Genomic DNA, 26,406 nt, shown 5'->3' on the forward strand with positions numbered 1-26,406 from the left:
CGTTCCGATTAGAATTTCAAATTCACGTTAAAGCCGTAGCTTCTCGTTGGGGGAAGTTGCGTCGATTCGATCCCCTGGTCGTTACCCGCCGATAAATTCGTTTCCGGATCGATCCCCGGCGTGTGTTTCAGCAGGGTCTGAAGGTTTCTGCCTACCAGCGAGACACTGGCGCCTTTTACAAAACCGATCTTTTCATACAATGCACGCGGCAGGTTGTAGGTCAGCGATACGTACCGGAGTTTGATAAAACTGGCATTGTACAGGTAATCGTCCAGCGCGTCGCGGCGGCGTACGATAATATCGCGGTTGTTGACCTGGGCAGCCGTTACCAGCACCTTGTTCTCCTCGCCGGTCTCGGTTACGCCCGGCAACACCACCCCATTTGCCCTTCCGAGCAATGAGCGGGGCGACATGCCGCGGTGTTCCAGGTTGTAGTTGGTATTTGAATAAATCAGCCCTCCGAATTTGCCGTCCACCTGGGCCGACAGCGTAAACGCCTTGTAGCTGAATGTGTTGGTGATACCGGTTGTGTACCGCTGAATACCCGAACCGAATGCCTTCACGTCCGTAGGCACAATGGGCAAGCCTTTGGCATCCATTACATCCCGGCCATTGGCGTCGCGCTTAATCGTCCGTCCGACGATCTGCGAATATTCCTTCCCCACTACTTGTTTCAGGAAAACCTTCGTGGCCGTCCCCAGCAGGAACTCGTTCGTCGAATTGGAGATTTTCAGGATCTTGCTTTTGTTGTAAGCCACATTGAGCGAGACATCCCAGCTGAAATTCTTCGTAGTAACGGGCCGCACGGTAAACAGCATTTCAACACCCCGGTTGCGCAGCTCGCCCACCGTCACCACCGCACCATTATAACCGGTAACCGACGAGACGGTTTCGGTAGTAATGTCGTTTTTGGTGGACCGGTTGTAGGCCGCAATGTCGAAACCCAGTTTACCATTGAAGAGCCGCAGGTCCAAACCCGCCTCTAATTCATTCACGCTCAGCGGACGAAGGTTTTTATTCGGGACCACCGCCTGGTTGATGGTACCCAACGGTTTGCCGTCGTAGCTGTAAGGCAGCACGCCGTAGGTCAGATTGAGCTGGTAGGGATCCGTGGCGCCGCCCACTGACGCGTACGACACCCTGAATTTGCCAAAACTAATGGCCTTAGGCATTTTGAACGCGTCTGAAAATACGTAACTGAGACTGGCGGATGGATAAAAGTAGTTGTTCGACTCAGGGCTCAGGGTTGAGAACCAGTCGTTCCTGCCGGTCACGTTCAGGAACAGGTAGTTTTTGTAGGCCAGCTCGGCGGTACCGAACAAAGAGTTGATTTTATTATCCAAAATACTCGTGGTCGTGTTCCGGACCGAAGTATTGTTAATGACTTCCAAACGGGGCGTAATGATGCCTGAACCGCTGATATTGGTGCCATTGCTGTGCTGCGCCATGAGGTTACCACCCGCATTGACCACCAAATTGAAATCTTTGTTCAGCGCCTTATTAAGCCCGATCATTCCCTCGAAATTCCGCTCGTAAAAATTGGTCGTGATCTGATCGATCTGCCCGTTGGGACGGTAACCGGTGCCTTCGGGTACAATTTTGTTGATTTGATAGGAAAACATATCCTGCCCAACCTTCCCCTGCACAAACAGCCAGTCGGTAATGTTCCATCGCGCATTGATCGCCGCGATGAACCGGTCCTTCTGCGTATTGTTTTTGATCTGATTCAGCGCATAATAAGGATTGGTAGCACCCAAATCGGTGCCCAGCACTTTCTCCTTGAATGTAACGGGGTCGTACCCGGGTGCCAGCGCGCTGGTGGGCATGTTGCTGTTTACGAACAAGATGGTGCCCGCGCTGTTGGCATTGTTCGTTTCCAGCACGTAACGGTTATCTACCTTTTCGTTGATGTAATCGACATTGGCACTGATCGCGATGTTTTTGGTCGCATTCTGATTAATGCTCAGGCTGACATTATCCCGGCGCATTTTCGCATTCGGAATAATGCCTTTGTTACGCATGTCTGTTACGGCGAGCCTGAAATTCCCCTTATCCCCGCCCCCGGTAAAAGCTATGTTATTGGAAGAAGTATACCCATTGCCATAAAAATCCTTCAAAACCTGGTCCTTGACATACGAATAGGGTCTTTCCACGCCATCCAGCTGCACCACCATCGATCCGTCGTAAGGTGCACCCCAGTGATTTTGCCCGTGCGCCGCCGCCACGCCGACGCCGGATGGTTTCACCCCGTTATAGCCCTGGCCATATTCCTTTTGCAGGTCCCAAATAAAGTACGGCACTTCCACGGTATTATTGGAGTTGAATTCGATGCCGATACCTTTGTTACCCTTCCCCGATTTGGTGGTGATGATGATCGCGCCGTTTTTGGCCCTCGACCCATACAATGCTGCGGCAGCCGCTCCTTTGAGGACTGTCATATCTTCCACGTCGTCGGGGTTGATACTGGATATGTTATCACCCCAGTCGGGATTATCGCCCTGGGTCTTGCCAAACTTGGTATTGTTCATCGGAATGCCGTTGATGATAAAAAGGGGCGCATTGTCGCCTGTCAGCGAGGTATTGCCCCGGATCGTGATCCGGCTTGATCCCGCCGGTCCTGTCGCCGCCGCCGAAACATTTACCCCGGCCACTTTGCCGGCCAGCGAGTTGCCAATGTTGGTTTCCCTCGTCTTTGTAAATGCGTTCCCCTCCACCCTGGTCACCGAATACCCCACCGCCTTGACTTCCTTCTTGATCCCCAGGGCCGTTACCACCACCTCATCCAGCGACTTGGTATCGGTGAGTAGCTTTACTTCCAGTATCGAACTGCTGCCGACGGTGATTTCCTGAGGCTGGTACCCCACAAATGAAAACACCAGAACAGCATCGGGTCCTGGCGCTTCGATGGTAAAATTTCCACCCGCATCGCTACTGGTGCCCTGCTGCGTTCCTTTCACCAAAATGTTCACACCCGGCAGCCCGTCGCCCTTCTCGTCGGTGACTTTCCCTTTCACGGTTTGAAGCAGGACCGGCCTGCCGATACTCCCGTTGCTCACAATATTGACCCTTACGGATTTGAATGGCCCGGCCGCCCGGGCGGAGATCGACAGGCCTACGAGGGCGGCTAACAGGCAACACCGCTTACAACAACTTGCAAAGCGTGTACCATGTTCCGGTAAAACTTTTTGTTCCATGGACTTAATTGGGTTAAGTTTTGAAGGGATCCACAAGAAGCTTAGCAACTAAGTCATAGGTGGATACAACTACATGTACGGTTTCCCATTACAATCAGGCCTCCGACGAATACAATTTTTTAGAAATAAATTCCAAAATAATTTCGGAGCGACATCTGGAAATAGATTCACGCGGAAAAGTCCTGCTCTGAAAGGAACAGCCAGAAAAAATATTTGGACGAAAAGGTGACCCATTGTGATATTTTCAAGTACTCTTTACGTCACAAATCCACCTTAACCCTTAACACCCAATGAAAACCGAGATTAAAGTGAGCAGAAGGGATTTCCTGAAAAAAATGGCGCCCGCGACGTTTGGAATCATGGCTGGCAGCGGGATCATGCCATCCGCCCCGGCACATGGCTATACAGCGGCCGCAGCGCCTCCCCAGGCTTCTGCGGCGGACGAGAAAAAATTTGTCCCGGTGATGATTACCCCGTTCGACGGCAACCTCCAAATCGACTACGACAACGTTTCCCGCATCATCGACTTTTACCTCGAAGCGGGTGCAAAGGGGTTCTTTGCCAATTGCCTGAGCAGTGAAATGTATTTCCTGAACGACCAGGAACGCATTGACCTCACCAGACATGTGGTGAAGCATGTCAATGGGAAGGTGCCGGTCGTCTCAACTGGCTCCTTTGGCGATTCCCTTGCGGACAAAGCCCTGTTTGCCAGAAAGATCGAAGACACCGGCGTGGACGGCGTCATCCTGATATCCAGCCATTTTGCCCGGCAAAATGAGAGCGACGCGGTGCTGATGCAGAATTTCGAGCAGTTTTTTGCACTTACCGGAAATATGAAATTAGGTACCTACGAATGTCCGTCACCGTATAAACGCATCCTTTCCCCCGAGGTATTCAGGTTCCTGGTTTCCAACAAAAACATGATCTACCACAAGGATACGACCGAAGATATCGGGAAAATCGGGCAAAAACTGGCCGTGGCGAAAGGCACCCGGATGGAACTGTACAACGCGCATTCCGCAACTGCCCTGCAATCGCTGCAAAAGGGAGGGAAAGGGATGTCGCCTATTTCCGGAAATTTCTACCCCGAAATACATACATGGCTGTGCCAAAATGCCGGTAATCCGGCCAAATCCACAGATGCAAACTGGATACAGGCGGAGATTAGCAAGATGGAGCCGCTGATCTCCAAATCCTATCCGCTGAGCTCAAAGTATTTCCTTAAAAAACGGGGCCTGCCCATTGCGCTCACATGCAGGGCGAATAGCAAAGTGATCACACCCGAGCAACAACAAGTGCTGGACACCGCGCACAGCACGTTCGCAGGCTGGTGCGAGCGACTGGGTATACAGGCGGCAAAAGGTTAGAAGCCGAAAGGCGTATATATGCAACCGTCATGTATACCACTGGTTCCCAAACAATAAGAATAGCAACCCGCCGGGGCGGTAATAACACGATGCAATAAATTATGATTTTAGCAACGGCATTGTAGTACTAAAATGACAATGAACAGTAAATTGCATAGCTCAAACCTCTCTAATTTGAATTTAACTTTTCCCTTCAACCAAATGCGAAACACATTTACCCTCTCGCCCAGCCGCATTGGCTGGCTGCGCCGCCTTTTATGCGCGGCATCTGTGGTTGCGGCCACCACGGGATATGGCGGTACGTCCGTTCCCTACCCTTCGTCAGGCGGCTCCGCTAACCGGGTACTCTCCCCCATTGACAAACCTGTAAAGGGAATGATCAAAGACCAGGCCGGAAATGCTCTGGCAGGCGTTAGTATCGTCGAAAAAGGCACGACAAACGGGACAATCACCGATCAGGATGGAAAATACAGCCTGACCGTTCAGGGCGAAAACGCGGTTCTTTCCGTGTCTTTTATCGGCTTTGTCCCCAAAGAAGTCACCGTAGGCAATCAGAGCTCGATCGATTTTGTACTGTCGCAGGATGTCAAGCTGCTGAGCGAAGTAGTCGTTACTGCGTTGGGTGTAAAGCGTGAAGAGAAATCACTCGGGTACTCGGTCCAAAAGGTCAGCGGGGCTGCTATTCAAACTGTGAAGGGTACCAACCTGGCGACCTCTTTAACAGGAAAGATCTCCGGGCTTTGGGTTAAAAACAGTACTGAATTTAACGAAGCCCCCACGCTCGACCTTCGCGGCGAAACGCCCTTGCTGGTGATCGACGGCGTACCGTACGTGAATATCTCATTGAAAAACCTCAACCAGGATGATATCGAAAGTATTGATGTCCTGAAAGGTCCGACAGCGGCTGCTTTGTACGGTTCAAGAGGTGGCAGCGGCGCGGTCATCGTTACCACCAAACGCGGCGGTGCCGGGAAAGGCCTATCCGTCACGGTGAACAGCAACAACATGTTCAATGCAGGCTTTTTGATGCTGCCTAAGGTCCAGCATTCATATAGCGCCGGATTGGGTAGTGCATATAGCCCAACGGACTATATCTGGGGAGCCAAGCTGGATAACGGCACCATGGCCAACCAATGGAACCCTGTTACCAAGCAAATGGAAGTTTCGGAGCTGCGGTCGGTAGGGAAAAACAATTTCCGCGACTTTTTGGTACCCGGCTTGATTTCGAACAACAACGTCAGCATTACACAAACCGGCGAAAACGGCAGTTTCCGTGTTTCGATGAGCCATATTTACAATAAGGGCCAGTATCCCAACCTCAAATCCAATACCACGAGCTTTAACGTGAGCGGCGAGATGAAGGTCGGTGAGAAGTTCAGGTTGAACAGCCAGGTGGGTTACAATCGTATCACGGCGCCTCAGATTGCGGGTTCCGGATACGACGCACAGGGCTACATTTACAACATTCTGATCTGGATGGGGCCCGAGTACGACCTTAGCTTGTATAAAAACAACTACTGGCTGACACCGAATGTAAAGCAGAACTGGCATTACAATGCCTGGTATGACAACCCATACATGATGGCATACGAAAAGCTGAACGGAATTGAAGAGAACAAAATGAACGCAAGTTTCACGGCTACGCTGGATCTGTTCGAAGGAGCGAAAATACTGGTCCGTCCGGGATTCGACCTCTACCAAAACAATGAAACCAAAAGAAACCCGCCGGGCATCCTTTCTACCCGTGGCTGGGATGCGTCGGGATTGTATTCGATTGCCAAAAGGAACGGTTACAGCTTTAACGGCGACGCCTTCTTTACCTACAACAAAACGTTTGGCAAACTGGGGATTGATGCCTTAGCCGGTGGTACGATCTTTAAATATGACAATAACTACCTTTACAGCGCAACCCGAAGCGGATTGCTTATTCCAGGCTATTATTCGCTGAACAATTCCGTCGAAAGACCCGATGTGAGTGTTGTAGACCCTAACACGGCTGCCTCTAACCCCCGTTTCCGCAAACAGGTAAACAGTTTGTTGGGCAAAATTAGCCTGGCTTATAATAACACTTTCTTTTTGGACGTAACCGGCCGTAACGACTGGAGTTCATCCATGCCTGCCAAAACCAACAGCTATTTTTATCCTTCGGTGGGTGCCAGCGTCGTGGTCAGTGAATTTTTTCAGTCCTTGCCCGACTGGCTTGACTTCTGGAAAGTACGCGGCTCCTGGACCCTCGCCAAGTCGGATCTGAGTGTGTATGCGACCAACAACACCTATTCTACCTCCACGGGTGTGTGGAACGGCTTGAATACGGCGTCTTATCCCGGCACGATCATCAATGCCTCAAACGTCGTAGCGGAAACCAACCGTACCTGGGAAATCGGAACGGCGGCGTATTTCCTGAAGAAACGCTTCAAGCTGGACGTGGCTTACTTCAACAAGTATAATTACAACATTCAAACCACTGCTGCCATCTCGCAGGCTTCCGGGTTCAACAACACGCTGATCAACATCGATCAGACTTACGTCCGCAAGGGTATGGAGGTTTCGCTCGATGCGAACATTTTGAAAAAAGGCGACTGGCAATGGGATGCGACCGCCAACTGGTCTTATAATCACCGCTACTTTAAAGCACTGGACCCGCAATATTCTGCCAAAAACAACTGGACGAAGGCTGGCGGACGTACCGACACCTACACCGGGGCTACCTGGCTGAGAGATCCGCAAGGCAATCTGATCCACCAGGCTAACGGTCTTACGCAGGCCAGCACCTATGCCAGTTTGTATGGTTATACGGATCCAAAATTCATTTGGGGACTTTCAAACACCGTCCGTTACAAGCGGTTTACGCTTACTGCCGCATTTGACGGCCGGATCGGCGGATTCCTGAATAACTACACCTCTTACAAAATGTGGGATACCGGTGCGCATCCCGATTCTGATAACGAATGGCGTTACGACGAGGTGGTGAACAAAAACAAATCGTATGTAGGACAAGGCGTGGTGGTAACTTCCGGCTCCGTTGTGTTTGACAATATGGGTAACATCACCAGCGATACCCGGGAATACGCCCCTAACACGACGAAGGTCTCCTATGAAACCTACGCGCGCCGATACGGCGACGGGACACGTGGTGTGACTAACGCTACCTTCTTCAAGCTGCGCGAGCTTTCTATCGGCTACTCCCTTCCGCCTTCTTTCGCCAGGTATGTCGGCGCGAAATCAGCTTCCATCTCATTTACAGGACAAAACGTGTGGATGTGGACCAAAGATTTCCGCTTTGCGGATCCTGACAAAGCGAACGACACGCAGCTCACCTCTCCGTCCGTACGCTACGTAGGTGGTAACATCCAACTTACTTTCTGATCAACACCAAATGACCCGTATTATGAAGAAATTCATTATCCCATATATGCTCTTAGTGGGCGGCTTGTTTACCCTGAACAGTTGCTCCGACTTCCAGGAGATTAACACCAATCCCAACGCCGCCACGTCTGTGTCGCCGGAAATGCTGGCCACCAACCTGATCCTGAATATCACGTCGGTCAGCTACCTGGACCCCGCATTGCTTTCCAAGGCGATTAACCACACCGAATTCCCCAATTCATTGCAATACAACAATCTGGGAAAACAGGAATACAGCGGATTTGTGGCGCTCACCAACGTAGAGAAAATGATTGCCCTCGCACCGGAAGGAGCATTGAAAAACTCTTTTACCGGGCTTGGGAAGTTTGTCCGCGCATGGCGGTTTTTTGAATTGACCATGCGGCTGGGAGACATTCCTTATGCCGACGCATTGAACGGGGAAACGGGCACCATCAGACCAGCCTATTCCACGCAAAAAGAAGTGTTTCTCGGCATCCTGAAAGAACTCGAGGAAGCCGATCAGGCCTTCTCTCAGGGAACAAAATTCGCGGGAGATCCCATTTATAACGGCGATGTTACGAAGTGGCGAAAAGTGGTAAATACTTTTGCGTTGAAGGTCCTTCTGACGCTTTCGGCCAAAGAAAGCGATCCGGACCTGAACATCAAATCGCGCTTCAATACGATCGCAACCACGAAGCCTATCTTTGAGAGCTCGGCCGATAACTTTCAAAGAGTGTACTCCGATGTGGCAGGCCAGCGCTACCCGTGGTACAAATTGAATAACCAGGGGCTTATCTACCCGGTGATGTCGACGATGATTGTTGATAAATTAAAAGACCTGGAAGATTACCGCCTGTTTTATTATGCCGCTCCTTCGCCCGTTAAGGTGGCGGCCGGCATCAACCCCTCGAGTTACGACGCCTATCGGGCCGTCAACCCATCGGCCGTGTATTCGGACCTGACCGCCGTAGCGTCTTCAAAAGATTATTCCAATTTGAATGCCCGCTATTCCGAACTGGCCAACTCGGAACCGATTTATCTGATCAGCTATTCGGTTCTGCAATTTATGCTGGCAGAGGCGTCGTTGAGAGGATGGATCAGCGGAGCACCGGCGAGTAGCTATTACGAAAATGCGATCCGCACGGGCATGCAGTTTGTAGCAAACAATACGCCCGATAACGCCGATTTCCACCATAATCGCAAAATCACGGCTGATTATATCACCGCCTATCTGGCCTCGCCGAAGGTAAAGTTATCGGGTACCAACGAGCAGCAGCTTGAAAAAATCATTACCCAAAGATATCTGGGAACCTTCCTTCAAGCCGGATTTGACGGTTATTTCGAAAACCGCCGCACCGGCTATCCGGTCTTCCCGGTTAATCCACTGTCCAATAACAATACAGACAAGGACAAAATACCCGTTAGATGGATGTACCCGGATACGGAAATCAACTACAATTACGATAATCTGACTAAGGCGATTCAATCGCAATATGGCGGCAACGACGACTACAACCAGAAGATGTGGCTGCTTAAATAGTTGCAGGCTGCTTATTGAGTAATCAAGTAAAAAATGTCCCCGGAAGCTGGCTGCTTTCCGGGGACATTTTTTATTGCCGGTAATTACATCACACACCTATTGAAAATCCAGGTCATTTTCGTCAAACACATGCAGAATAGGATAGCTCAGGTCAGGAGAAATAAATTCCCATCGCTTTTCGCCGGATTTTTTATCAAAGGCCAGGAGCGTTTTTTCACTCACCAAAACATACAAAAAATTATTTTTCACCTGTACGTTTCGGGGATATTGCCAAATACCGTCCCCTGTCATGGCTTTCCAGGAAAGCTCGCCGGTATTTTTATCCAGTGCATATATATTTCCATTACGACGACTGAAATAAATGCCACTGTCCGTCACTGTCAGTCCGGTAAAATGATAGTTCTCATTATCCGCTTTAAACTCCCATTTCCTGATACCGGTTTTTCTATCCACGGCATACAACCTCCCCATTGAAGCTGTCACAAATATTAAGTCCTTTGACTGGGCAACGCGGGAAACATCCACAGGTTCGGATGCTGTAAATGTCCATTCTATACTATTGGTTCGCTCGTTAACAAGTGAAAGTTTATGCTCTTTCGGCACCAGCACCATTCCCTGGCCTGCCGGAGCAAAAGCGAAACTATTTATCGTCGCGATGAGCGCGCCGGTTTTAATATCCAGGACATCTGTTCTATTTTTCGGCGCGTTGCTGATGTACACCTTTCCCTCATCTACCCGGACGCTGTTTGAATTTGCATCGGCCCCAAGTTCCCAAATAACTTTGTTTTGCGACATGTCGAATGCATAAACCGCATTGATGTACGGGATTTCGGTCTCCGATTTATATTGGGCCAGCACCGCCAGGTTTTGATATATCCCGATCAGATCTGCCTGTTGCCAGATGGAGCAACACCCCAGGGAATACCCTGGCTTTGATAACGTACTAAATTTTGCCTTTGTATTCCCCGAAGCGGCATCCAGTGCCAGCAAATTGGGTTGGGCATTTCCGGACTTGAACAATTCAACGGTATCCCCGAGGGCAGTTAGCGGGTTGTTAAATGGTGCATGCAAATACAAACTGCGATTCGCAAGAATCAATTTACCGCTGGGAGCACTTAAATCATTGATCCACCCGCCCAAAATACTGCTCCGGTCAAGCACCCATTTGATACGACCTGTTTCTCCATCAAGCGCGTAACGCTTGCCGGAAGTTTCCGGGCTGAGGATAACGAGCGCCTTCCCCGGAGCAGGTTCCTCTTCGGACTGATGTTTACAAGCGGATAAAGACCACACCGCAAAAAATGCGAATCCAATAAATGTCTTCGAAAATAATTTCATAATCAAAACGCTATGAGGTTTGGGATTTCACGAAAATGCCGCGTAGATGAAAAAGCGGACAACAATCATGCACTAAGACCAGCGTAAAGGGCCGGAGGGTTGCATGGATGAACACGAAGGGCCGCATTATTGCATGTACAAGGGAGAGCCTTGCGAAGTCGTTATAAAGGACGGTTTATTAAATACTATTACGAAACGTTCGTCTATATTGAACCAGCATTAAGACCCGATACCGAAACACGGTACAGTACTATGTTCGATTCTCCAATTGTTTTCTCCTGGAAAAAGGCGCGACGCCAATGAGGCTGTTCGCTAACCGACGAGCGTGTCAGGACGAACCGTAAGTAAGTTCATTTTGCCCTCCCGTGTCCGGCCCCAGAAATAGCCTGGCGTAAATTCTGACTAATGCGAGGCCGCTTAGCACAAATTCTGCCGAGACAAGAAATGCCAGCACCGGCTGATCCTGGTGTATATGCGAAAACATCAGGTCCTCCCCGATAAAAGTTGGCGTGATGGGGAATCCGGCGAGCCCCAGGCAGGAAAGAAAAAAGATGGCTGCCGTTCCGGGATGTGTTTCGATGTAGCCGTGAAATCTGCTTAAACCAATATGCCTCCGGGTTTTACCGAGCTGGTTCAGACATAGCAACCCGATCCCCCCCGAGAGAACAACCCCGCTGAGATAAAGGTAGACCTGGGCAAAAGAAAAGTTTTCGTTGAATGATGCCGAAAGCGCTATCCAGAAATGGGCCATGACCAGCAGCACCCAACCCAGTTTAATATCCCGCTGCTTGGCAAATGCACGCGCAGTCATCCCCAGGGCAACAATGGCAAAAGCCAGAGCAAGGACAGGGCGCACCCGGATGTGAACCAGCTGCTGATGGTGCGCCAGATATACACCGCCCAGGTACACCGGTATAAAGAACAGAGCCAACAGACGGGCACTAAAAAAACCGAGAGATCTGCCGATTGACTTCAACGGCACCCACAGGCATTTGTTCAATAAGGCGTCCAGGTTGAACTCCTGTATGGCAAGCATATACAACGTCATACCGAACCGTGTGGGCAGTTGAGTGGCAAATGCCGGCCGCCTGGTAAAATTGGGCCCCGGCTGGTTGGCAACAAGAAAGCTCACAACCGACGGGGACACCAGGAGTTGATAGGTCCTCAAAAACGCATTCCCCATAAAATGTATCAGGGCTGCATTTTCAAAACCGGCCGCCACCTCCACGAAAATGAGTCCTATCTGGGAGACAGATGCATAGGCGATCTGTCCCTTTACGGTCGGCTGTACACGCGCGATCAACGTCGTTACCAGGCTGGTCAAAAGGCCGGTCGCCCCGATCAGGATACGGACCAGCAACTGGCCCTGCCAGAAAGGCCAGGTCCTCATCAACAAAAAGACCCCGATATGGACCGATAGGGAGCCGTAGAAGATTGCCGTCGAAGGTGTCGGCCCCTCCATCGCTCTTGGCAGCCAGAACGAAAACGGCAACTGGGCCGACTTGGCCGCAGCAGCAAGCAGGATCATCATTGAAATAAACACCACGACCGGCTCCGGGGTTGGCAGTTGCGTCTGGGGCAGGCTGGTAATCCGGTCGAATGGGACCGCTCCATGCCACAGGTGATGGCTCATCCACATCGCCAGCAGGATCCCTACATCCGCCAACCGGTAAATTGAAAACACTTTCAGGGCGTTCCTTACCGGCAACAGCCGATTGCGGTAGAAGGCTATCAGCAAAAATGAAGAAATGCCCAGGACTTCCCAGCCTATGAAAAGAACTTCATAGTTTCCTGAAAAAATAATGATGTTATAACCCAGGAAAAAAAGCAGCACTGTGCGAAAAAACCTTTTGTACCCCGGCTCCCTGTGCAGGTAATACCTGCTGTATTTAACAATGAGGATAGTCAACAGCGCGCCCGTCAACAAATAGACCGCGGTGATTTTGTCAAAAATAAGACAGAGTCCCAAACCATCAAGACCTTGTGTGGAAAGTGTTGTACCAGATTGATGCAAAGTAGCCGCGCCGGCTCCAAGCCACGCCGTAGTCAATAGCGCAGCAGCCAGTAAATGCACACCAATCGTGCCCAGCGCCACTAGCGATATCAGGCGCTCGCGGTTGTGGGGAATGACCAGACTGACGGCGAAACCGAGGAAAGGAAGCAGAATAAACAATATGAGTGTACCGGCCATAGATTAAGACGGGAGCAAATGAACGGGGATATTTTCATGTCTGGATTCCAGCAAACGGTCCATGTCGCCGATACGGTCCGGCGGCCCACCCAAAGGGAGGTAGTCGGTGAAGCGGCGCCCTGTCAGCCTGGCCAGTGCGCGCGTCTGCGGATGGACAGCTACCAGATGAACCCACCCGTTGAAAAGCCATTGTTGCAGTTGCGGCGTCTGATCGATGACTTTCATGACCACCTCGGGGCTCTGCTCTACGATCATCAATAAGCGAACGGGGTCATGCAGTTCGACCATCTGACTGGGAAGTCCCGTCCTCAGATCGCCTTCAATGCCGTTGGCCACTGCAAACAATCCCACAATATTATGCGGGAGCTTGCTGCCTGCACCGAGCCGGTCATTGTCCATCCGGGAAAAGTAATATTCCAGGTTAATACCTCCGCAAACGGGTACTGCTGCTTTCATAACTTCACCTAAAAGCACCCCTTTCGGATCATGGGCCGGATTATAGGAATTCAGAAAAGAACGTCGGTCCAGGAAAAGGTTTTTGGATAGCTGCCGGCTACCAACAATGCAGACCGCATTGGTGGCATGGTTGAGTTCCGGCCTTGGTTCAAACAGGGATACCGAGCGCGCCCTGACGAGCTGATGTACTTTACGGATATCCAATCCGGTGTCAATCAGTTCGAACCTTCTGGACCTTTCCTTTGCGTTCCGGTCCAGGGCCTCCCTGATGGTTTCTTTTTGCTTCCGGTGCTTTTTCAAAAACGCGGCAGGAAGAAGCCCCGTGTCAAAAAAGGACATATCGTCGCGCGTTGTGTCGTGCTGGGCACCGACAAACCATGTTCCATCCGGGATATCGATCCCTTTGGCACGCAGCAGCTGCCTGACCTGCGGGTGGTTGGCCATGCGTGCGAATACACGCGCATTAATCCCGCCAGGCCTACCCGAACACGCTCCGCAGTCATATGCGGCATAATGCGGGTTATTAACGCTGCTGGCACCATGTCCGACGATGTAGACGATTGGTGCAAACCCGTCGGTCAAATCGATGCCCCTTAAAAGATTCTCCACACGCTCCGCCATTTCCGCCGGCTTAAAGCCTACCTGCAAGCCGCCTTCGGTAGGATACGACGGGTCGTATTCGACAGTGAGCCGCGAATCCCTCTGCTTTCTACCAAACAGGGAAGTGCTGACCAGCCCAAAGGAAGGAATGACAATATTCAAAAACAGCCTGAATGCCGCCCAGAAGCCGATGGTTTGGGAAATGAGCCATCCTCGCAACAGCGAATCGGCCCGTCCGGGAAAGTAAACACCGGCGGTAGTCCTGGTAGCCTCGCCGGTAGCCTTGATCAAATACCCGGGATCCACAAGCGCCGGGCATTGTTTCTGGTATGGGCTTTGAGGGGAAGGCTCAAAGAAAAATTCGACGCCAAAAAAGCCCGGCGTACCAAATGTTTCACATAAAGGGTCCAGCTGCTCGATGTAACGCCTGAGCGAGCCGCTCCGGTCATCCAGGCAAAATACATACTGAGCCGAGCTCTGCCCCTGTTTTTCGACCTTCGGATTTTGCCCGCTGATTCCTGAAAGAACCTGATCGTAATAGCTCCATTCGAATGCCGTTTGCCAAATAGCAAGCACCAGGTCAATTTCTCTCCCTTGCAGGTCGGCAAACAGATATTCCGGTTTTGTCTTGATTTCCGCGCCCAACGGCTTCCAGTCCTCGCCAAGCCTGAAATCCAGCGCGTCTATTTCCAGCAGTAATTCAAAAATAATCAGTTCTTGCAGCGATATACTTCTCAGTACCGTCAGGCTTTGAGGATGCGCTTCGATATGGGCCACCATTCCAGACCAGCCAGGGTGTGCAAATTGCTGGTCAAAAAGATAGTGTTCAAAAAGTGACGGGTCACCCACAACCAATTCGAGCAGGCCTTCCAATCCACAGGACGTATCCAGCAGCAGTCTGCGTGCTCTTTGCGTCTTAAAAAAGCTCGTTAGGCTACCGCGTTCCATCGCGCGCAGTGACGCCAGCAATCCCTCCTGCGAAGCCGGGAAGCTACTACTTGCGACGCCCTGATCCAGGTATGCCGACAAAATGCGGAATAGCGTGGGATGCACATGCGCGTCCAGGTTTAGCTGGTAGTTCTTCTTCCAGTAAACACGCAATGCTCCTATCCGGGGATGATTGTAAACGTGATATGGCTTGTCAAGGAGTTTTTCCAGCCAATCTGCCAAGGGCTGCTCTCCTGCCCTTTCCAAAATAGCCCTTTCCAGGATCGCGTGCGTAATACGTCCCTGTTGGTAAAGCGCCCGGTACTCCTGCAAATGCAGATACGTACGGTAACCGAATATCCGGGAGGCCTCTGTTACAGCCTGTTCAAAAGGCAGGTCCTGAAAGGCGTGTAGCGTATTATGATGGATAAAATCCTTCAAAGGGGCCTGAGCGGGCAAAAATTCTTTCAATTGCCCCAGCACTTTTTCAGGATCGAATGAAGCCTTCCGCCCTGATTTATCTTCGCCGTACGGCATGGACTCCGTACTACCTCCCGCCCTCATATAGATCAATTCAATTATTTGAGCACATCCTGTGATCGCGGTTGTCTCCCACTTGCGTGCGATTCAATTTTTACATCTATCATTATATTAGAATATTCAAATATAACAACTCATATGGTGAGATACAAACGTCCCTCTTCTCTCTCCCACACGACGTCAGCCGGGTTGGCGTGCAAGTATAATCTCCACCACCCCCACCTTATAACAAAATCAACTACATTTTGTACAAACCGAAGGGTGCATGCCACGGTATTTTTACAGCGAACAGTCGGCTTTGGAGTGAATAATTGCTCACCTATGGTTGCAGCATTTGCCATGACGTGGACCTGCTCAAGGATTACATTCAGGATGGTTTCGTGAATATCTGGACCTTACCGTGCGCACCTGAATGCCGAAGTGCAAGTCAAGTTTTACCTGTATCGTAGTCTTCGCAATGCGCTCCGGAAGGAGCTTCCGGCATATGCTCCGCTGGACGAACTGCCGGGAAACGACATTGCCGATCCCGAATCAAGTCCTGAAAATCGCTGGCTGATGGTCGAAACGGGCCGGAATACCGGCCATCGACCGGAAGCGCTATGATACCCGGGACAAACTCCGCGAAGCCATCCGCAACGAGCGGCGCGTAGAAATGGCCGGTGAAGGACTTCGTTACTTTGACATTCTCCGATGGAAAACAGCTGAAAAAGTGCTGAATAAGGAAGTAGTCAGTATTGAAGTGCCCGGTGTATTACCCTTGCGGATCATTCACACCCGTCGGTTCGACGCTTCCAAAGATTACCAATGGCCCATTCCGCAGACGCCCATCGACAATGCCAAAAACCTGAAACAAAATCCCGCCTGGGAATAAAAGGTATACCTATGAAATCATGCATATTAGCTCTGTTTTTTCTGTTTGCATTACCCGCATTCCGGTCGGCACAAGAAGGGCCGTCCGAACCGACGGGCGAGCTGGTCAGGCTGGATTATCAAAACTCCGGTACGGCAGCCGATCTCGGTGCCGGGCTCTGGGCCTGGCCATTGCCCATGGACTATGATGGCGACGGCGATATGGACCTGCTGGTATCATGTCCCGATGTGCCTTACAACGGACTCTATTTTTTTGAAAACAAATCAGGTAAGAAAGTACCCGTATTCGAAGCACCTGCGCGCGTAGCTGCCGGCCTGAAGCACCCGCAGGTATCGTATGTAAATGGCCAGCCCCGGGTACTGGACCAGGGTGCCGAGCTCACGGATTTCCTGCAAAGCAAAGGTGCCACCCGGCAGCCTGTTTATGCACCGGATTCGCTGCATACCGATTTCAAAAAGAAACCGCGCTTTGTACAATGGAAATGGGTCGATTATGACGCAGATGGCGACCAGGACCTGGTCGCGGGCATCGACGACTGGCTGGAATATGGTTGGGACAATGCGTTCGACTCCCAGGGCAAATGGACGAATGGCCCGCTTCACGGCTACGTGTACCTGATCGAAAACAGCAACGGAGAGTACAAAAACCGGGGCCGTTTGAAGGCTGGCGGCGAAATCCTGGATGTATACGGCCCGCCCTCCCCCAATTTTGCCGATTTCGACGGCGATGGCGACCTGGACCTGATCTGTGGCGAGTTCCTTGATAAATTTACCTGGTTCGAGAACATCGGCTCCGCTAAAAAGCCGGTGTATGCCCGTGGGCAACGGCTGGCCAATGCAAGCGGAGATATCCGGATGGACCTGGAAATGATCATCCCGGTGGCCGTCGACTGGGACCGCGACGGCCACGTCGATCTGGTTTGCGGCGATGAGGATGGCCGCGTGGCGTTGATCCGGAATACGGGGAAGAAGAAGGGGAATATGCCGCTTTTCGAATCGCCTTACTATTTCCAGCAGCGCGGAGGCTCCATTAAGTCAGGCGCATTGGCCACGCCGGTCGGTGTGGATTGGGACGACGATGGCGACGAGGACATTGTCACCGGCAATTCGGCCGGCTACATCAGCTTCATCGAAAACAAGGGAGGCGGCGCCAGGCCCGATTTCGCCGCACCACGTTTGCTCAAAGCCGGGAACGAAGTCATACGCATTCAGGCAGGAGACAACGGGTCGATCCAGGGCCCCTGCGAGGCCAAATGGGGCTATACGACCTTGTCCATAGCGGATTGGGACGGAGATGGGTTAAAGGACATCATCGTCAATTCCATTTGGGGTAAAGTGCAATGGTTCCGCAACCGCGGCAAAAAGGGAGCGCCGTTGCTGGACCCTGCCCGGCCGGTGGAAGTAGCCTGGACTGGCGCCGCTCCGAAACCTAAATGGATATGGTGGACACCCTCCGAAAATGAACTCGCTACCCAATGGCGCACGACACCGTATGCGATCGACTGGAACAAGGATGGCCTCACCGACCTTGTCCTGCTCGACCCGGAAGGTTACCTGGTGTGGCACGAGCGGTTCAAAGGAAACAAAGGGCTGATGCTTCGTCCCGGCAAGCGCATTTTTGTGGATGAAAACGGAGAACCGCTACGCCTCAACAAGAAAGACAATGGCGGCAGCGGGCGCCGGAAATTTACGCTAACCGACTGGGATAAGGACGGCGACCTGGATATGCTTATCGACAGCCGGAATGTCGACTTGTATGAAAATATCGGTGAAAAGGACGGCAAAGTGACGTTCCGGGGCAAAGGACCGCTTTCGGAACTGCGCCTGGCCGGCCACGACACCAGCCCCACTACTGTGGACTGGGACAAAAACGGGCAACCTGATCTGCTGGTGGGCGCAGAGGATGGTCATTTCTATTACCTCAAAAGATAAATCAGTTTTAACCAGATGATGAAAATGTTGAACAACCACGATGCCAATTTCCTGACGTTCCATCGCATTAAGAGTACGCGAAAAAATGACGGGCAATTCAAAGGCCGGGTCGCGTCACGTTCTTTGCCGGTGACGACGATCCGACCCGCCAATAAACGTTGTAAAATTTTGCGAATTTTTGGTTGAAGTTTTCGATCTTAACTTGGGTTAAGATATTCGTCAGGCATTCGGTTTAGTTTTGACCCGAAACAAAAAATCAGCAAAGCATATGAACGGTCAGATCGCATCCAAAACAATCGTTTTTGCCCACGGGCTATTCGTAACGGCTAAGAGCTGGGCCGACTGGGTAACTTTTTTTCAGGCCAAAGGCTACACCTGCTACGCTCCCGCAAATCCCTGCCACGACGGCACTCCGCAGCAAATGTGGGAAAATACGCCCGAGGGACTGGGCAATGTGACCTTCGAAGACGTAGTTGAAAAACTGGCTGGTTTTATCGACACGCTGCCCGAAAAACCCATTGTCATCGGCCATTCGCTGGGTGGGCTTTCGGTTCAGAAACTGGTGGAAATGGGAAAGGCGGCTGCCGGAGTTTGCATTGATGGCGCAGCTCCTGCCGGAATCATCCCCACCCAATGGAGCTTTCTTAAATCCAATCTACCAGTATTGAATCCCTTCAAAGGCGATTCTGTCTTTTTCCCTACAAAAAAATGGTTTCACTACACCTTTGGCAACACTTTGTCCAGGGAAGAGTCCGACAAAGCCTTTGATGAGTTGGTTGTGCCCGAAAGCAGGAATATCCCGCGAGGTACCACCAAAAGCTTTGCAAAAATAAACTTTGACAAACCACACGTGCCGCTGCTGTTCATAGCCGGAGAGAAAGACCACATCATTCCCAAAAGTCTCAATGAGAAGAACTTTAAAGCGTATAACGATAAGGGTAGCAAAAGGGAATTTAAAGTTTTTGAAAACCGCGGCCACTTTATTTGCGGCGACAAAAACTGGCAGCAGGTGGCAACCTACGTCAACCACTGGATTGACCAAAACTAGCGGCAGTACAGACCTGAAAATCAATCTAATACGCTAATTGATATACGTCCAGGTAAAATGTCGGGCGGTAGTACTTCTGCGGGAGATGCCTCATACCCCGGAGCAATCAAATTTGATATTTTGAAGGCCGCCTGTAAAGAGCCCATTCAAACAATGAATAGAAAATCAATGCAAACCAAAACCAATCAGGCTGAAAGTGGAGAATAACGGCGAGGTGCAGTAAAATAAAGCCTCTCACAGTTGACGCGATAGGCACCATTGCTCCGCGCTCGTTTTTCTCCCTGGCCTGGTGAGCGATTACCTGCCCGGTCACAATAACCATACTGCCGGCAAGTCCAAAGGCTAACGACCACACATTGAGTTCTGTTTGTTGCCAGAATAAAAGGAGCGTAACAAGCGCAAAAATATCGCCGGTGAATACTGTCCTGTTCCAGCCTAAAACAACCGGAAAAGTTTTATAGTTGGTAGCCTGATCAGCCTCGATGTCCTTCAAATATCCGATCAGCACGAAATTGGCATAACTGAAAAAAGTAATGAAAATATAACCGTAGTTATCAATCGGAAAGTGCCATTCATCTTTGGGTTGCGCGATGAAATAACCCATTACAGGTAGCAACATTACGATCCATGCATTGTAAAACGGACCGCCGAACCAAAAGTGTTTTTTCACGAAAGAATAGGTAGCCAGACCAAGCACTGCGACAATACTGAGTGCAAAACTGAGCGGATGCAGCCACAGCAATATAAGACCCGAGGCCAGCAGACCGGAAATGCTCACAATCAGCACGGACTTGATGGAAATGATTTCCTGCGACAAGGGGCGATAAGGGGCGGATAGCTTGTCGGTGTCGGTTTGAAAGCAATCTGTCAGGGCCTGACCAAAGCCGTATCCAAGGAAAAACGGCGCAAAAGCAAGCCAGCATTTCCATTCAGGTGCTCCGACTGCTTTACCCATTGCTATTCCCATCGCTCCCGCCGCTCCGGAAACAAACAGCAAGTAGGGCCGCATATGAATAAAATAGGCATTACAAAACAGCCTTGAAAATATGGGATAGTACTTGTTAGATGAATGTTTCATTACAGTTGTTCATGCTTTGAGTATTTTGATCGCTTGCCGCCTGACGATGATTTCTATATCCGTTGACTCCGTAGTCTCTCCATCGCATTCAAATACAATCGGGATAGTGGAAAGTATGTGAATGTTTTCGGCAAGCGCAGATATCCTTTTTACGCCCGGTGTAAACTTCCCTTTTTCTAACTGCATTAATGTTTGTATAAGCTCCATTCTTTTCATATCCCGGCAAATATTCAGGCCCAGCAACCCATCGTCGGGCAGGATATTTTGCTTATAATGCAGGCTTCCTGAAACAAATGGAATTTTCAATATATTAATATTCGAAACATTCATTTCTGTTCCCTCTCCATTAAATCGGATCGTTACAGGTTTGTTCCGGTATGCGAATATGGTTGTCAGCGCCGCGTAAGTGATGGCGCTGCCGGTATGGGTTCTTTTTAACCATTGGAGCACTTTTCCCGGGTTGTTAAAATTCGCGTTACCCTCGGCGGTTACGCCAATGCTGGCATTGATAATAAAATATTCTTTTTGTTTTACCCCATTCTTGTTGATGTAGCTTACTTCGCCGACGTCCTGAACAATGTACGCGTTGGTGTTGATGCGCACCGGCACGTTTTGGACAAAGGATTGAAAAGGTTTCAAAAAATCGTTGCTTGACCCAAGCCCGACAGCGCCAAGCATATATTTAAGCGGTTCCTTTTGCCGCAAAATAGCATTGGCGATCAAGTGAATACTACCATCGCCACCCGCGGACACAAAGCAGGCCTCTTCATTTGTGTTAAAAATACCGGCTAATTGTAAACCAAGTTCATCGGTATTTTCGGCGATTATTTCCTTTGCAGCAGGTAGCCGATCCATTACCTGATCGCGGATGCGTTCCCATCTTTTCCACCCTGCTCCCTGATGGCAATGCGGATTAACGATGATAAATATAGGCGCGTTCATTGATTGGGGTTAATGGGTTTACAAACACCTGACATCTATATTCACACAGTCACTTCCTTTCAAAGGGAAATCCGTCACGAGGTTGTAGTCGTAGCTATTGATGGAAATGTTTTTCAACATCCGATAAACCGCACCTTGCTTTTTGCAGCATACCATCAGAAAACCGATACGTTGCTTTTCAAGCACTTCCAAAACCAGGTTAATGCCTGCCAGGTTGTCGGTGCTATGATTGTAGAGCGTTGAGAACGACATTATTTCTCCCTCCTTCGGCGTACTCTGATATCTCGAAGCGTAATATTTCCGCAGGAACCCAATCCCCACCTTATAAGCGAGTTTTACCTTCTTAATTTTTAACCGATACATTTTATGGGAATGGAAAGCTCCAAGGCCGTTTCCGAAAATTGTATAGTAATCAGGATCAACATGTTGCTGGTCGAATAATCGAACACCGAAGTTATCAGAACCTGATCCGGGAATGTATCGGGGTTTCATTCTCGCCGATGTCGGAATGGTGAGATAAGTAAAATCATAAACCCATACATTGGATAACATTCCTGAAATCATTTTTAAGACAGCCGCATTGCTTAGCTTGGCAGTCATGTAGTTTCGGGACATGCCATTTGGAATAAAGTACTGCTTATACACTTCCTTTGCAAGGCCTCTCCCAAGCCCCTTATTCCGTTGATGCGGAGACACTTTCGCATCAAAGCCAAAACCCGCCTGTATCTGTTCTCCGTTAATTTCAATTGTCGTTTGCGCACCAATCGAAGTACCGATGATATGCTTTTGCGAATCGACCGCAATAAATGCCTGAAAATTTTCAAAAACGGAAGCGCGATCTAAAAAATGTTGTTTGATAATCTCCAACTGAATTTGCCCGCCTTGCACAATCTCTTTCTCAAATTGCAAAAGAGGATCGTTCAGTTCCTCCGAATAGCCAATCATATCATATACAGCGTTGCTCATACTTTATTTCGGGAGGAGAATACCTGATACATTTTTGTGCTTTCTTCCATGGAATGGTTCTCGATATTATTGCGATCCAAAAAAGAGCTTAACCCCTCTTTATCAATCCTGTTGCGTAGAAAAGTACGCCATGTAAGGGTGTGTTCCTGCACTTTCACCTGTTCTGATACTTGTTTCAAATAGTCGCTGTTCTCAAAGCTCAGTATATCCGACAAGGAGTAGAATACCGGTTCTTCCAATGTGCCTTTATGGGAATGGATAAAACCTGACACATCAGCATGATGGTAGTGAATGGATAAAGAAGATGACGCCATTCTAGATTTTATTTTTTCCAGCACCGCTTTTTGAAGCGATGGCGGAAGATCTGTCAAAAGCATTTCTCTCATATGTCCCTTAAAAATCAAATGGGTCATAAAACACGAATGCAGCGCTCCTTCTTCTACCACCTCATTTAATGCCGAAGGAATTTGTTTCACCACGGCGTCGGGACTGACAAATGCGATGTCTTTATTTCCCCATAATCTGTATATGAAGCGAAATGAGAAAATACGGAGCAAAATATGCCATCGTTTTCTCGGGAAAGTTGCGGAGGTGCTATTGCCTGTAAAACTGCGTTGGAAGCTTTTGCCCAGCATGAGGTTGATCGAAGGCCTCACCCGATGAAGGAATTTTTCAAAATGGCCGGTGTTGACGATCCCTTTTTCAATGGACAAAAGATTGTCTTGCCAATATTTCCGGCAGGCAGGAGAAAGCACATTTTCTACGTTCTTAAACCATTTTTTTCGCTCATCCGCTTTTGCCTCGTCGTGTCCGCAAAACCGGAGGTAGTTTTCAGCGCTGAGCATTTTCAATGCGCCTAGCTTTAACTGCAAGAGGAACAGTGCTTCTTCATTCACGTCAACGATATGCACGTCTTTGACGGATTCGTTGTCCAATAATGCCAGCACTCTCTCTCCGCTGCCGGCGACGACGACAACCGTACGGCTATTCGTCGCCTGCAACAGATTTCGCTCCACCCGGCTGTCTTCGTTGACGTGAGAATAGTACAGCATGTCAGAGGTCTATCGTTGGACGATTTAGTTGCGAAGGGGTCATGGTGCCTGATTAAATTCTACAACCCAGTTTTTGTGCTGTTGCATCAGCGACTCCAAATAAGCGAAAATATCGCCGTTTGATTCGTAAAACAAATTCGCAACCCCGGATGGATGGCACCGTACTTTCATAGGGCCTGACAGGAAATCAATATGGGGAGTATCCACGACTTTGCCCAGATAAACCGGGTTCCAACCTTCGGATTTACATTCAATTTCAAAGTCCTGTTGCTTTTCGCCGGCGACTGTGAAGAGTAATTCGTACTCGCCATGCGGACCGGCCAGCAGCATCCATTCGGGTAACTCAGCGTGGCGATGCACCGATATGGCCTCTTCCGACAACAATTTTATCAGAGGGGTTTGCAGATCGAACCCTACTATATTCACCTCCGATAAAACCGCCAACGCGGGAAACAACCCATCGCTCGTGTCTATGCATGATGTCGCGTACCTCCGTATGACCTTGCTCTCGACTAATCTGGCTGCCGGACGGAACCCGATTTCAAGTGCCTGGTTGAAAAACCGGGAATAGGCAAATGCATTGCCGGCACCCAGCAATGATGTGGCATACAGGCAATCGCCCGGTTTCATGCCGGTGCGGAGCAAAGGCCTTCCTGATTTAATGTGCCCAACCACAGTAGCGCTGATTGAAACAGAGTCAGAAAAGTTGGTATCACCGCCAAGTACGTAAATATTGTAGTGGCGGCAAGCATGGTTGATTCCTTCCTGAAATTTTGCCAGCCAGTCCTCGTTTTCATTCTGTGGTAGTTGTAGTGACAGCAAAATACCTTCGGGAACGGCCCCCACTGCGGCAATGTCGCTTACGGGTGCCGTCACGGCCATCCACCCGATCAGGGCAGGATCCTCATAAAGCTTTGTTTTGATCTCTTCGTGGACGCCATCGGTTTTCAGCACAAGGTATTCGCCGTGATATGGGATGATTTCTGCGTCGGCCTCCATCAATTGATTCACCTGAAACGGGTGCCTGGTAAAATTTCCGGCAATCCTGCGAATCATAGCCACTTCCTTGTTATTGTCTGTACCCATATGCAATATTTACACTTACCCGCTGATTGTATTCGAAGGAGCTATAAAGGTATTGTGTAAAAAAAGGATCGCTGCTACTTTCCTGCTTATTCATGGTACTATTTTTCACAAAATGGCCTGTAACTTTTCCCACAGACTGTGCGGTCAGCTACTTAGCCGTCGGCTACCAGCTTGTCCAGCCGCCGTCGACCAGCAGGTTTTGTCCGGTGATGAATGCCGACGCATCCGAAGCCATAAATACCACCGGCCCTTTAATATCCGCATCGTCGGCGAACCGTCCCAACGGGGTGAGTCGTTTGTAGTTTTCAATAAATTCCTCCTTCCCTTCCAGCTGTGCCACGCCGGGCCCGTATCCCCCCGGACTGATGCAATTGGCCCGGATGTTGTATCTGCCGTAAAAATTGGCCAGCCATTTGGTGAAACCCACCATTCCCCATTTGTCGTAGGTATAATTGACCGGACTCGTCATTCCTGTCTGTCCGTAAACAGGGAAATGCGGCCCTACCGCGCCCTGGATCGACCCGATATTGATTATACTTCCTTTGCCTGCCGCCTTCATGGGGTCGATAACCGCTCGGGTCATGAGCATAAGCCCGGTCGCATTAACGCGCTGGGCTGCTTCCCAGCCGGCAACCTCTATGTCTTCCAGGTTCTGAAATCCCTGTCGCGAAACGGCGTTGTTGACGAGAATATCTATACGTCCGAACATGTCCAGGACATTTTTAACAAGTGCCCGGATCGAGGACTCTTCTTCCAGGTCTACGGGCATGGCGGTGGCGAGAAGGCCCCGGGCGGACAACCCGGACGCCAGGCTTTCGCATGTGTGCACGTTGCGCGAGGCAATGACTACCTGAGCGCCTGCTTCCGCGAGGGCGGTGGATATGGGTGTACCAAAAAAACCTGCCCCTCCCGTGACGATCGCCACTTTGCCCGTCAAACTAAATAACTGGTTCATCATCTGATTAAATTTTCCATCTTCCCGGCGTGAGAATTTCGTCGGAGATGGCTGTAAACACCTGAGTAAATTCGTTTCTGAGCGATGCAGGGATCTCCGGAGCGCCGAGCAACTTTACATTCCCGGCCAGCTGCGCCGGAGTAACCGCCCCCACCACAATGCTGTCGATCCCCGGCAGGTCCCTGACGTAAGAAAACGCCAGGCCCGCGACATCGCCCGGATATTCCCTGGCAAAAGCATGAAGCTGTTTCAAAAAAGGGATGGCTGGTTTTAGATTACCATTAATCTGCCCGGGATCCATAAAAAACAATCCTTGCAGGAACACGCTCCGCGCAAAAACCAGCTTCTGCGCCTGGGCAAGACGCTGCAATGCCCCCGAAACGACCAATCGCTGATCGAAGATGCTGACCGGTACCTGTACCGCTTCCACAAGTGGCTCCGACAGACAAAATGCGACATCCGCCGGTTCATACACCGATACACCGCCTATATCGATCAACTCCTGCTCCCTGAGCCGCGAAATGATCACCGGCAATATTCCTGCCACCGCGTCCATGGATTCCTCTCCTTTGTGCAGCAGACAAACCGGCAGCTTCCGGATTCCCAGGCATTCGATTGACGTCCTGACGCTAGCTTCTACCGATTTCCAGGCCCGCTCCAATGCGCCGGCATCCTGCGGCGCGATCTTGAACTTGGAAACCATATTCAGATCCGCCCCCTCGCAGGTGGCTGAAAAACGGCCTAACACAGCCTCGGAAGCGCCATATTGCCGCGCGGTGTCGAAAGTGGTAATCCCTGCGTCCACTGCCGTACGCAATATGTCCAGGGCGTCGCGGTCGCCGGGCATCCCTTGCGAGTTGGATATCCCGTAAGGCATCCCTAACTGAACGGTCCCCAACGTGAGCTGGGAAAACCGGTATCCTTTAAATGTGACTGTCTTCATCAATCAATTCTTCCG

The 26,406-nt window shown here is 50.3% G+C and carries 18 protein-coding genes; 7 read left to right on the top strand and 11 right to left on the bottom strand.

What is annotated here, in order from left to right; all coding sequences use genetic code 11:
• Nucleotides 1-8 precede the first annotated feature (8 nt).
• Entirely contained in the window at nucleotides 9-3,194 is a 3,186-nt protein-coding gene (locus J7619_RS01405; RefSeq protein ID WP_291193168.1) for a SusC/RagA family TonB-linked outer membrane protein, read from the bottom strand.
• A 290-nt stretch (nucleotides 3,195-3,484) separates the two neighbouring features.
• Here J7619_RS01405 and J7619_RS01410 point away from each other — a divergent pair, with 290 nt between their 5' ends.
• The 3 genes from J7619_RS01410 (at nucleotide 3,485) to J7619_RS01420 (ending at nucleotide 9,467) form a co-directional block, all read left to right on the top strand.
• Nucleotides 3,485-4,561, top strand: coding sequence for a dihydrodipicolinate synthase family protein (locus J7619_RS01410; RefSeq protein ID WP_291193170.1), 1,077 nt, complete (start codon nucleotides 3,485-3,487; stop codon nucleotides 4,559-4,561).
• Nucleotides 4,562-4,762: 201 nt separating this feature from the next.
• Entirely contained in the window at nucleotides 4,763-7,927 is a 3,165-nt protein-coding gene (locus tag J7619_RS01415) for a SusC/RagA family TonB-linked outer membrane protein (RefSeq protein ID WP_291193172.1), read from the top strand.
• Nucleotides 7,928-7,949: 22 nt separating this feature from the next.
• Complete coding sequence (locus J7619_RS01420) at nucleotides 7,950-9,467, top strand: SusD/RagB family nutrient-binding outer membrane lipoprotein (RefSeq protein ID WP_291193174.1); 1,518 nt, start codon at nucleotides 7,950-7,952, stop codon at nucleotides 9,465-9,467.
• A gap of 96 nt (nucleotides 9,468-9,563) precedes the next feature.
• On the opposite strand, the gene J7619_RS01425 is transcribed toward J7619_RS01420, so the two are convergent.
• The 3 genes from J7619_RS01425 to J7619_RS01435 all read right to left on the bottom strand — a co-directional run bounded on the left by J7619_RS01425 (nucleotide 9,564) and on the right by J7619_RS01435 (nucleotide 15,543).
• Nucleotides 9,564-10,805 carry a PQQ-binding-like beta-propeller repeat protein gene (locus J7619_RS01425; protein ID WP_291193176.1) on the bottom strand — a complete coding sequence of 414 codons (1,242 nt, stop codon included), beginning with the start codon at nucleotides 10,803-10,805 and terminating at the stop codon, nucleotides 9,564-9,566.
• Nucleotides 10,806-11,133: 328 nt separating this feature from the next.
• A complete protein-coding gene (locus tag J7619_RS01430) occupies nucleotides 11,134-12,996 on the bottom strand; it encodes a proton-conducting transporter membrane subunit (RefSeq protein ID WP_291193178.1) in 1,863 nt (620 codons plus the stop codon).
• 3 nt (nucleotides 12,997-12,999) lie between these two features.
• Nucleotides 13,000-15,543, bottom strand: coding sequence for a YbcC family protein (locus J7619_RS01435; RefSeq protein ID WP_291193179.1), 2,544 nt, complete (start codon nucleotides 15,541-15,543; stop codon nucleotides 13,000-13,002).
• Nucleotides 15,544-15,939: 396 nt separating this feature from the next.
• Between J7619_RS01435 and J7619_RS01440 the strand changes: the two genes are divergently transcribed.
• The 4 genes from J7619_RS01440 (at nucleotide 15,940) to J7619_RS01455 (ending at nucleotide 19,369) form a co-directional block, all read left to right on the top strand.
• Nucleotides 15,940-16,122 (top strand): hypothetical protein, encoded by a 183-nt coding sequence (locus J7619_RS01440; RefSeq protein ID WP_291193181.1) that lies wholly within the window; start codon nucleotides 15,940-15,942, stop codon nucleotides 16,120-16,122.
• Nucleotides 16,103-16,390, top strand: a complete 288-nt coding sequence (locus J7619_RS01445) for a RagB/SusD family nutrient uptake outer membrane protein (protein WP_291196439.1) — start codon at nucleotides 16,103-16,105, stop codon at nucleotides 16,388-16,390. Before J7619_RS01440 ends, J7619_RS01445 begins: the two co-directional genes overlap by 20 nt.
• Before the next feature lie 11 nt (nucleotides 16,391-16,401).
• The gene (locus J7619_RS01450; RefSeq protein WP_291193183.1) at nucleotides 16,402-18,321 is read left to right on the top strand and encodes a VCBS repeat-containing protein; all 1,920 of its coding nucleotides are present in this window, start codon (nucleotides 16,402-16,404) and stop codon (nucleotides 18,319-18,321) included.
• A gap of 268 nt (nucleotides 18,322-18,589) precedes the next feature.
• Nucleotides 18,590-19,369, top strand: coding sequence for a carboxylesterase (locus J7619_RS01455; RefSeq protein ID WP_291193185.1), 780 nt, complete (start codon nucleotides 18,590-18,592; stop codon nucleotides 19,367-19,369).
• 106 nt (nucleotides 19,370-19,475) lie between these two features.
• On the opposite strand, the gene J7619_RS01460 is transcribed toward J7619_RS01455, so the two are convergent.
• From J7619_RS01460 to J7619_RS01490, 7 genes are all read right to left on the bottom strand, one after another.
• On the bottom strand, nucleotides 19,476-20,447 hold the full coding sequence (locus J7619_RS01460; protein WP_291193187.1) for a UbiA family prenyltransferase: 972 nt from the start codon (nucleotides 20,445-20,447) through the stop codon (nucleotides 19,476-19,478).
• Between the two features lie 9 nt (nucleotides 20,448-20,456).
• A complete protein-coding gene (locus tag J7619_RS01465) occupies nucleotides 20,457-21,389 on the bottom strand; it encodes a diacylglycerol kinase family protein (RefSeq protein ID WP_291193189.1) in 933 nt (310 codons plus the stop codon).
• Between the two features lie 18 nt (nucleotides 21,390-21,407).
• Complete coding sequence (locus J7619_RS01470; protein WP_291193191.1) at nucleotides 21,408-22,334, bottom strand: hypothetical protein; 927 nt, start codon at nucleotides 22,332-22,334, stop codon at nucleotides 21,408-21,410.
• Between the two features lie 17 nt (nucleotides 22,335-22,351).
• On the bottom strand, nucleotides 22,352-23,407 hold the full coding sequence (locus tag J7619_RS01475; RefSeq protein WP_291193192.1) for a DUF3419 family protein: 1,056 nt from the start codon (nucleotides 23,405-23,407) through the stop codon (nucleotides 22,352-22,354).
• A gap of 39 nt (nucleotides 23,408-23,446) precedes the next feature.
• Entirely contained in the window at nucleotides 23,447-24,493 is a 1,047-nt protein-coding gene (locus J7619_RS01480; RefSeq protein WP_291193194.1) for a thiamine-phosphate kinase, read from the bottom strand.
• Nucleotides 24,494-24,656: 163 nt separating this feature from the next.
• Complete coding sequence (locus J7619_RS01485) at nucleotides 24,657-25,451, bottom strand: SDR family NAD(P)-dependent oxidoreductase (protein WP_291193196.1); 795 nt, start codon at nucleotides 25,449-25,451, stop codon at nucleotides 24,657-24,659.
• A 4-nt stretch (nucleotides 25,452-25,455) separates the two neighbouring features.
• Nucleotides 25,456-26,391: an aldo/keto reductase gene (locus tag J7619_RS01490; RefSeq protein WP_291193198.1), complete on the bottom strand. Its 936-nt coding sequence runs from the start codon at nucleotides 26,389-26,391 to the stop codon at nucleotides 25,456-25,458.
• Nucleotides 26,392-26,406: the final 15 nt, after the last annotated feature.

It is taken from the genome of Dyadobacter sp. (assembly GCF_017744695.1).
In the GTDB taxonomy this organism is placed as follows: domain Bacteria; phylum Bacteroidota; class Bacteroidia; order Cytophagales; family Spirosomataceae; genus Dyadobacter.

Excerpts from the sequence above, each read along its gene's own strand:
- J7619_RS01485 (WP_291193196.1), bottom strand. The coding sequence starts at position 25,451 with ATGATGAACCAGTTATTTAGTTTGACGGGCAAAGTGGCGATCGTCACG.
- J7619_RS01430 (WP_291193178.1), bottom strand. The coding sequence starts at position 12,996 with ATGGCCGGTACACTCATATTGTTTATTCTGCTTCCTTTCCTCGGTTTC.
- J7619_RS01455 (WP_291193185.1), top strand. The coding sequence starts at position 18,590 with ATGAACGGTCAGATCGCATCCAAAACAATCGTTTTTGCCCACGGGCTA.
- J7619_RS01420 (WP_291193174.1), top strand. The coding sequence starts at position 7,950 with ATGAAGAAATTCATTATCCCATATATGCTCTTAGTGGGCGGCTTGTTT.
- J7619_RS01480 (WP_291193194.1), bottom strand. The coding sequence starts at position 24,493 with ATGGGTACAGACAATAACAAGGAAGTGGCTATGATTCGCAGGATTGCC.
- J7619_RS01425 (WP_291193176.1), bottom strand. The coding sequence starts at position 10,805 with ATGAAATTATTTTCGAAGACATTTATTGGATTCGCATTTTTTGCGGTG.
- J7619_RS01475 (WP_291193192.1), bottom strand. The coding sequence starts at position 23,407 with ATGCTGTACTATTCTCACGTCAACGAAGACAGCCGGGTGGAGCGAAAT.
- J7619_RS01450 (WP_291193183.1), top strand. The coding sequence starts at position 16,402 with ATGAAATCATGCATATTAGCTCTGTTTTTTCTGTTTGCATTACCCGCA.
- J7619_RS01465 (WP_291193189.1), bottom strand. The coding sequence starts at position 21,389 with ATGAACGCGCCTATATTTATCATCGTTAATCCGCATTGCCATCAGGGA.
- J7619_RS01435 (WP_291193179.1), bottom strand. The coding sequence starts at position 15,543 with ATGAGGGCGGGAGGTAGTACGGAGTCCATGCCGTACGGCGAAGATAAA.
- J7619_RS01410 (WP_291193170.1), top strand. The coding sequence starts at position 3,485 with ATGAAAACCGAGATTAAAGTGAGCAGAAGGGATTTCCTGAAAAAAATG.
- J7619_RS01405 (WP_291193168.1), bottom strand. The coding sequence starts at position 3,194 with ATGGAACAAAAAGTTTTACCGGAACATGGTACACGCTTTGCAAGTTGT.
- J7619_RS01460 (WP_291193187.1), bottom strand. The coding sequence starts at position 20,447 with ATGAAACATTCATCTAACAAGTACTATCCCATATTTTCAAGGCTGTTT.
- J7619_RS01490 (WP_291193198.1), bottom strand. The coding sequence starts at position 26,391 with ATGAAGACAGTCACATTTAAAGGATACCGGTTTTCCCAGCTCACGTTG.
- J7619_RS01415 (WP_291193172.1), top strand. The coding sequence starts at position 4,763 with ATGCGAAACACATTTACCCTCTCGCCCAGCCGCATTGGCTGGCTGCGC.
- J7619_RS01470 (WP_291193191.1), bottom strand. The coding sequence starts at position 22,334 with ATGATTGGCTATTCGGAGGAACTGAACGATCCTCTTTTGCAATTTGAG.